Source organism: uncultured Campylobacter sp. (genome assembly GCF_938030685.1).
GTDB lineage: Bacteria > Campylobacterota > Campylobacteria > Campylobacterales > Campylobacteraceae > Campylobacter_B.
Genome location: NZ_CALHHX010000186.1, coordinates 1 through 7,811 on the forward strand (window position 1 = coordinate 1; position 7,811 = coordinate 7,811).

The window sequence follows — 7,811 nt, forward strand, 5'->3', positions numbered from 1 at the left end:
AAAATTCTAAACAGGAGAAAACTATGGCTAACAACCGAGTTATAAAGATGCATTATGAGCTAAAAGACGGCAAAACCGGCGAAATTTTAGAGTCAAATTTAAACTCCGATCCGATCGCCTTTCTTAGCGGCAAAGATCAAATCATCCAAAAGTTGGAAGATGAAATTTTAAATCTACAAGCGGGCGAGAGTAAAACTGTTTGCATAAGCCCTAGTGACGGGGTCGGCGAGTATAAGCAGGACGCCGTGCAGATCCTGCCTAAAGAGCAGTTTGCGGGCATCGATCTAGTCGTCGGTATGGAGCTTTTCGGTCAGGCGGAGGACGGCGCGACTACCCGTGTGAGCGTCAAAGCTATCGGCGAGCAGGACGTTACCATCGATTTCAACCATCCATTTGCGGGCAAGGAGCTGGAATTTAACGTAAAAATCGTCGAGAACCGAGAAGCGACGGCGGACGAAATTCTTACCGGCCAGCCGGAGGGTGCTCACGGCTGCGGCTGCGGACATAATCATCACGAGGGGCACGAGTGCTGCGGCGGACACGGACACGATCATGCAGAGGATCACGAGTGTTGCGGAGGCCATGGGCATGCAGACGGTCATGAATGCTGCGGAGGTCACGATCACGGGAAAGATCACGAGTGCTGCGGCGGGCACCATCACGAGCATTAGGACTTTTTTATGAAATTTGTTTTTATCTTCCCCGGACAGGGCTGCCAAAGCGTAGGCATGGGCAGGGAGTTTTACGAGAGCTCCGCCTTTACGCGCGCGCTTTTGGATGAGGCTTCAAGTTTTACCGGCATCGATTTTAAAAATTTACTGTTTGAGCCCGGCGACAAGCTCGACGTTTCGGAATTTACGCAACCCGCGATTGCATTAAATTCTATGATGGCGCTTGCGGCGCTGCAAGAAAGAGCGGATCAAGAAAAGCTTAGCATCGCTCCGCAGTTTTTACTCGGACACTCACTGGGCGAGTTTAGCGCGCTAAGCGCTGCGGGAGGAATAGAGCCGAAGCAGATGCTAAAGCTAGTAAATATTCGCGGCAGGCTCATGCAGAGCGCCTGCGAGGGCAAAGGCGCCGGAATGATGGTGATCTTAGCTCTTGCCGACGAGGCAGTTGAAAAAATTTGTGCGGATGCGACGAGCGCAGGCAAGCAGGTTTGGGCGGCGAATTATAACTGCGACGGGCAGATCGTGGTCGCGGGCAAAAAAGATGATCTTGCAGCACTCGAGGGCGAGTTTAAGGCCGCGGGCGCAAAGCGCGCGATGCTACTTAATATGAGCGTCGCAAGCCACTGCCCGATGCTAGGGAGTGCTAGCGACGAGCTTTTGGAATTTTTGCGTCCTGCGCTAAAAGAGAGCTTTGCCCCCGTCGTCGCTAACGCCACGGCGCGCGCATACACGACAAAATCCGAAGCGCTAGAGCTGCTTAAAGCCCAACTTATCGGCCCCGTGCTTTACAAGCAAAGTATCAAAAATTACGAGGGCGAGGCGGACTGCTTCGTCGAGTTCGGCGCGGCGGTTTTAAAAGGGATAAACAAAAAGATCACGCAGAAGCCGACCTTCAGCATCACGGATCTTGCGAGCCTAGACGAGTTTTTGAAATTTGCAAAGGAGAATGGATGAAAGTTGCGATCTTAGGCGCTATGCCCGAAGAGATCGAGCCGCTGCTGTCCGCGCTGCGCGAGCGGAGTGTGAGCGTGGAGGCCGTGGAGTACGCGAATAATAAATTCTACGCCGCTAAGCTTAACAGCCACGATCTCGTGATCGCATATTCAAAGATCGGCAAGGTAAATTCCGCCCTGACGGCTACGGTTATGATCGAGAAATTCGGCGCGCGCGCGCTTATCTTTACGGGCGTCGCGGGGGCTTTGAAGAGCGGCATCAAGATCGGCGAAATTTTATACGCCACCGCACTCGTGCAGCACGATCTGGACATTACGGCGTTTGGGCATCCGCACGGATTCGTGCCGGGAAGTAAAATTTCAGTCCAAACCGACGCGAAGCTAAATTCTATCGCGCAAAGCGTTGCCGAGCAGCTAGGCATCACGCTAAAATCGGGCGTCATCGCTAGCGGCGATCAGTTCGTAAGCGGCGAGGAGCGCAAGAGCTGGATCGAGCGGACGTTTGATGCGAGCGCGGTCGAGATGGAGGGAGCGAGCGTAGCGCAGGTGTGCGACGCGCTGGGCGTGCCGTTTTGCATACTGCGCGCGATAAGCGACGAGGCGGGACACAAAGCGGAGTTTGACTTTGACGAGTTTATGGTAAAAAGCGCGCAGACGAGCGCAAATTTCGTCCTAAAAATGATCGAAAGGTTATGATAAACCTCTCCAAAAAGCTACTTCGCCGCGTCGGACAGGCCAACGCTAAATACAAGATGTTCGAGCGCGGCGATAAAATTTTACTAGCTCTTAGCGGCGGTAAGGACAGCATGAGCTTGGCGCACGTGCTGAAGCACTTCCAAAGCGTAAGCCCGCTAGATTGGGAGTTTCGAGCCGTCACCGTCACCTACGGTATCGGCGAGGATCTGCGCGAGATAAGCGCCCATTTTAAAGAGCACGAGATCCCATACGAGATAATCGATACTAAAATTTTTGAATTCGGCAAGGAAAAGATCCGCGCGAACACCACGTTTTGCAGCTTTTGCTCGCGTATGAGGCGTGGATACATCTACTCCTACGCGCTTGAGCACGGCTTTAATAAGATCGCCATCGCCCATCATCTCGACGACGCCGCGGAGAGCTTTTTTATGAATTTCACCTTCAACGGCGCACTTCGAACTCTCGCTCCGCGCTACGTCGCCGAAAACGGGCTTGTGATCATCCGTCCGTTCATTCTTGCGCGCGAGCGCCAAATCGCCGCCTGTGCCAGAGATAACGAGCTTCCGATCATGCGCGAGGAGGAGGTCTGTCCCGCGAGGCAATACGGCGGCAAGGAGCCCACTGCGCGCGCCGCTACGAAGGAACTTTTGGCGCAGTATGAAAAGGCCCATCCGAGGTTTTTTATCAGCCTGCAAGCCGCCTTTGCCAACATCCACGAAGAGACCTTTTTCGAGCCTAAATTTTAAAATTTTAAGCGGTTTGATCTCTCGGCTAGAAAAGCTCGAGTATGGTTTTTGCCGCGACAGAAACTTTGCACATATAGTTTAATTTCTTGCTCAAACGAGCCGCAAGCCGTAGCGCGAGCAGTTAGCTTACTGCGTCCAAAGCTGTGCACACCAGCTCGGGCTGCACGCTAGAGCGGTTCGCCCGCTGCGCCCGAGGGCTGCGAGTAGGGCGGGTTACGCCGCCTGTATATGCTTTTACGAAACGCCTGAGGTTAATTGTAATGCCGTCTTTCGGCGCCGCACTTTCGTCTTGCTCAGATATCGCCCGTGTCCAAGCGAGCTTTACGGGCGAATATTAGGAGGCTTGCAAAGTTTGCGCGAAAGATAGTTTTAGAAATTTCATCTCAAAAAATGCTTTAGAAATTTAATCCCGTAAAATTTTAAAATTTTATCGGAGGCTTCCTTTCGGGCTGCGGGTGCGGACTCGATCGCCGTGCGCCGTAAATTTAAACCGCCCGCTCCGCTAAAGATAGTTTTAGAAATTTATTCCGCAAAATGTTTCTAAAATTTTACCTTACAAAATTTCAAAATTTTAACGAAGCCGAGTTCAAAATTCCGACGGAGCTAAATTTTAAAATTTCAAAGCAACCGAATTTTAAAATTTAGCAAAGCCGAATTCTGAAATTTTATCGTAGCCAAATTTTCGCTCTCGTTTCATAAACGTTACATTTTGAAATTTCGCCGCTCGCTCTCGGTTAAATTTCGCGCCGCTTCAAAGCCGCTCAAAACCTCCGCTGTCGCGCGCGTAGATTAAATTTTAAAATTTCGCGCACGTCGCATTGCTTCTCAAATTTACACACTACGAAATTTTAACCGATTTTCGCTCCGAAATTTATGCCGCATTAATCGCCGCGGATATATAATATTAAATGTCATATTTCACATAAGGAGTAAGCATGGCTACAATCCAACCAAGCTATAAGCTTTTCATCGACGGCGAGTTTGTGGGTGCCGAAGGCGGCGCGAGCCTAGACGTTTTTAATCCCGCTACAGGCGAGAAAATTTCAAAGATCGCAGATGCTAGCAAGGCGGACGTCGATAGAGCGGTCGCCGCGGCGCGCAAGGCGTTTGAGAGCTTCCGCCGCACTAGCGTTTATGAGCGCAGCGCGCTGCTAAACAAGATCGCCGACGTCTTAGAGCAAAACGCCGAGTTCATCGCGACCGTAGAGACTATCGACAATGGCAAGCCGATCCGCGAGACGCGCGCGGTCGACGTAGCGTGGTCGATCGAGCATTTCCGCTATTTTGCGGGCGTGATTTTGGGCGAAGAGGGCAGCGCCAATATGCTAAAAGAGCGCTATCTATCCGTCGTCTTGCGCGAGCCGATCGGCGTAGTAGGACAGATCGTGCCGTGGAATTTCCCGTTTTTGATGGGCGCGTGGAAGCTCGCTCCGTTACTTGCCGCGGGCGATACATGCGTATTTAAGCCAAGCTCCGAGACCAGCCTTAGCATTTTGGAGTTCATCCGCCTAATTGCGCCGCTACTTCCAAAGGGCGTCATCAACGTCGTAACCGGCAAGGGAAGCAAAGCAGGCGAGTTCGTCCGCACTCACAAAGGGCTCGATAAGCTTGCATTCACTGGCTCTACCGAAGTTGGTAGAGGCATCGCGTTAGCCGCGGCGCAAAAGATCATCCCTGCTACGCTTGAGCTTGGCGGCAAGAGTGCAAATATCATCTTTGACGATTGCGACTTCGATGTTGCGATCGACGGCGTGCAGCTGGGGATCCTTTTCAACCAAGGCCAGGTCTGCTGCGCGGGAAGTAGAATTTTTGTACAGGAGGGCATCTACGATAAATTCGTACCGGCGCTCGTGGAGAAATTTAAGCGCATCAAAGTAGGCGATCCTCTCGATCCTAACACCCAGATGGGATGCCAGATCAACAAAAAGCAAGCCGATAAAATTTTAGAGTACGTAAAAATCGGCGTAGAGGAGGGCGCTAAGATCGCCGTGGGCGGCAAGCGACATAGCGCGGGAGAGGCTTTCGTCGAGCCTACGCTACTCGTGGACGTGCGCAACGACATGCGCGTGGCGCAGGAGGAGATCTTCGGTCCTGTGGGCGTCGTGATTAAATTTAAAGATCAAGACGAGCTCGTCCGCATGGCAAACGACAGCCTCTACGGACTAGGCGGCGCCGTATTTACGCGCGACATCGCAAAGGCGCTCACGGTCGCACGCCTGCTTGAGACGGGTCGCGTGTGGGTCAATACCTACAACCAGATCCACGCGGGCGCGCCGTTTGGCGGCTACAAAGAATCGGGCATCGGTCGCGAAACGCACAAGATGATCCTGGATCATTATACCCAGACCAAAAACATCTACATCGACACGATCTCCAAACCGAGCGGCTTTTACGAGCAGTAAGGCTTAGCGCGGTATCTCGGGCTACGTTTCGGGCGGTTTGCGCCGCCCGAGAATTTATTCTGCTTTAAAAGACAATATAAAAAACGGAAATTAAGTTTAATAAATATATAATTAGGCACTATTTAAAAGGAGAAAAAATGAGACGAATTTTTTTGTTGAGCCTTACGGCTATCGTAGGTTTAGGCCTTACCGGGTGCAAGGAAGACGAGCCTAAAAAAACGGTTGCAGATTATCTGCTTGCGCCGCTAGAGGCAAAAGCGAAACTAGAGCTTTGCGAAAAAATGCAGCCAAAGGATGTGATCAACGACAAAGAGTGTAATAATGCAAACAAAGCAAGAGATTATTTAAAGCACCTTAACGGAGATCCCAATAGACATTGGTCTGAAGTGGATTTTTATATAAAGCACCCTGAGCGAATTAGCGAGGATCTTAAAAAATAACAATTAAATTTTTGAAAGTAGTAGCGCAAATGCGCTAATAATGTTTTTCCTGAAGCGGAATTTAAAGAGAGAAAAGGGAGCGGAAGTCTTAACGGCGAGCATTAAGTAGTTTCAATTTTTTCTAATTCTTCGGAATTTTTCCAAATTTCTTTGCAGCTTTTACAGCCGCGTGCGCTCAAACGTCCGATATGACTTTTGTCGCGGGCGGCTCGACAAAAACCTTACTTGACTTACTGCGCTTACGGATGGCGAAATTAAAAAATCAGCCTGTTTTTATAGTTTGATAACTACGATAGCAACCCATTTTCGCTCCTTATATAAAATTTATTCATATTTAAAATTTTTAAAATTGAAATATCTTACATTGCGTTCTTTTAGTAGAATTTTCAGCTTTTCAAAATCATCGCTCGCTATGTAGTCCATCGGTATAGAGATTGAGCCTAGATAAATCAATATATCATAAATCTTCGGCTTAAGTCTTATGGCTAAAATTTGTTTAAATGATATAGGGATTTTATATGCGGTGAATTCCTTTATATCTGTAAGCATGATAACTTTTTCCCAGAAAAAATATTTCACTACCATACGATCATCATAGCACGCAATAAATTTAAAGCAATTCGGAATAACCGTCGTATAAAAAAGACCGATCAGCATCACCCAGCCTGCGATAGGCGCATAAGGTTTATCGAGCATTATAAAAACAATGGAGATATAAAATTGTAAAATTTTAATTACCGAATAAAAAGGTCCGTAAAAACGCCTCGCCCTTTTTATGATTAGTAGCGGCTCGCTCGGTTTCGTATCGTTCATTTGAAATTCCTTGATTTTTCAAAATTTAATAAACAAATATTTTTAATATTAATGCAAAAAGTCCCAAATAAATGCAAAAATAGGCAATAAATGAGATTACGCAATAAAATACACCTACGAATTTGTGTGCAAAACCTAAATTTTCTTTGGTTTCTTTCATAGATTTAATCAATACATTAAAATCAAAAAAAATGCTTTATATAATTACCCTTCACATAAACGCTATTGAGCAGAATCACGCCAAGTAGCAGAAATATAAACCAGCCTCTAGCTAGGTCATGACAAGTACCCATTTGCCCTCCGTTTATATAAAATATTCAGGCGAATTTTAACTTCGCTATGCTTACGCAGCGTTTAAATTTAATCTCGTCAGCGACTACGCTAAATTTTAAAATTTTAAGCTAGCCATTTTAAAGACTCGTTATCTGCGCAAGTGTGCGTAGCAGGCGCATGCAAAAAATAGCCTCGGGCGCTGTTTTATCGCAGGCTTCCGTCCGCATCAAGTCATACCGAGCCGCGCCAAAGTCTCAAAACTCATGCGATTGCCGATTTTGTTATCGAGCCGCACCGAACCGCAGCCAAACTCACACGGAGAAAATCTAAATTTACGCTATAATCTTGCAAAGCGGAGCGTAGAACTCCTGCTGCGCGTGTGCGACGAAATTTAAACAAAGGCCCGCAAATTCGGGCTTCTTAGCTTTCGCGCGGCTGCGGCGTAACGCTAAATTTAACGGAGGGCGCATGGATAAAGAGCGGTATATTTTTGAGAAATTTAGATCGAAGCTTAATGGCGATGATTGCGCCGTGATCGGCGAACGGGCGTATTGCAAGGATCTTTTTGTCGAGGGCGTGCACTTCCGCCGCGGCTGGCTGAGCCTGCGCGAGATCGGTGCAAAGGCGATGCTCGTAAATATCTCGGATATGATCGCGACGAACGCGCGCGCCAAATACGCCCTGCTGGGGCTTGCACTGCCGCGCGAGATCGGTACGCGCGAGATCGACGAGCTGTGCGCGGGCGTGAGCGAGACGGCGCGCGAGTGGGGCATACGGATCATCGGCGGCGACACGATCGGCTCGGATCGCATCGCGC

At 48.9% G+C, this 7,811-nt stretch carries 8 protein-coding genes; 7 read left to right on the forward strand and 1 reads right to left on the reverse strand.

Annotated features, from left to right (window positions below):
• Window positions 1-23: 23 nt before the first annotated feature.
• The 6 genes from Q0369_RS08640 (at window position 24) to Q0369_RS08665 (ending at window position 5,908) form a co-directional block, all read left to right on the forward strand.
• Complete coding sequence (locus Q0369_RS08640; RefSeq protein WP_298098734.1) at window positions 24-671, forward strand: FKBP-type peptidyl-prolyl cis-trans isomerase; 648 nt, start codon at window positions 24-26, stop codon at window positions 669-671.
• A gap of 9 nt (window positions 672-680) precedes the next feature.
• Window positions 681-1,625, forward strand: coding sequence for an ACP S-malonyltransferase (locus tag Q0369_RS08645; protein WP_298098716.1), 945 nt, complete (start codon window positions 681-683; stop codon window positions 1,623-1,625).
• Complete coding sequence (locus tag Q0369_RS08650; protein WP_298098720.1) at window positions 1,622-2,320, forward strand: 5'-methylthioadenosine/adenosylhomocysteine nucleosidase; 699 nt, start codon at window positions 1,622-1,624, stop codon at window positions 2,318-2,320. The genes Q0369_RS08645 and Q0369_RS08650 overlap by 4 nt, the downstream gene beginning before the upstream one ends.
• Window positions 2,317-3,066 carry an ATP-binding protein gene (locus Q0369_RS08655; RefSeq protein WP_298098724.1) on the forward strand — a complete coding sequence of 250 codons (750 nt, stop codon included), beginning with the start codon at window positions 2,317-2,319 and terminating at the stop codon, window positions 3,064-3,066. Before Q0369_RS08650 ends, Q0369_RS08655 begins: the two co-directional genes overlap by 4 nt.
• Window positions 3,067-4,001: 935 nt before the next feature.
• Window positions 4,002-5,468 carry an aldehyde dehydrogenase family protein gene (locus Q0369_RS08660; RefSeq protein ID WP_297894493.1) on the forward strand — a complete coding sequence of 489 codons (1,467 nt, stop codon included), beginning with the start codon at window positions 4,002-4,004 and terminating at the stop codon, window positions 5,466-5,468.
• Between the two features lie 137 nt (window positions 5,469-5,605).
• Window positions 5,606-5,908, forward strand: a complete 303-nt coding sequence (locus Q0369_RS08665; RefSeq protein WP_298098726.1) for an EexN family lipoprotein — start codon at window positions 5,606-5,608, stop codon at window positions 5,906-5,908.
• 324 nt (window positions 5,909-6,232) lie between these two features.
• On the opposite strand, the gene Q0369_RS08670 is transcribed toward Q0369_RS08665, so the two are convergent.
• Window positions 6,233-6,721 carry a hypothetical protein gene (locus Q0369_RS08670; RefSeq protein WP_298098729.1) on the reverse strand — a complete coding sequence of 163 codons (489 nt, stop codon included), beginning with the start codon at window positions 6,719-6,721 and terminating at the stop codon, window positions 6,233-6,235.
• 741 nt (window positions 6,722-7,462) lie between these two features.
• On the opposite strand from Q0369_RS08670, the gene Q0369_RS08675 reads away from it, so the two are divergent.
• On the forward strand, window positions 7,463-7,811 hold a 349-nt coding region (locus Q0369_RS08675), incomplete at its 3' end, for an AIR synthase related protein (protein ID WP_298098731.1).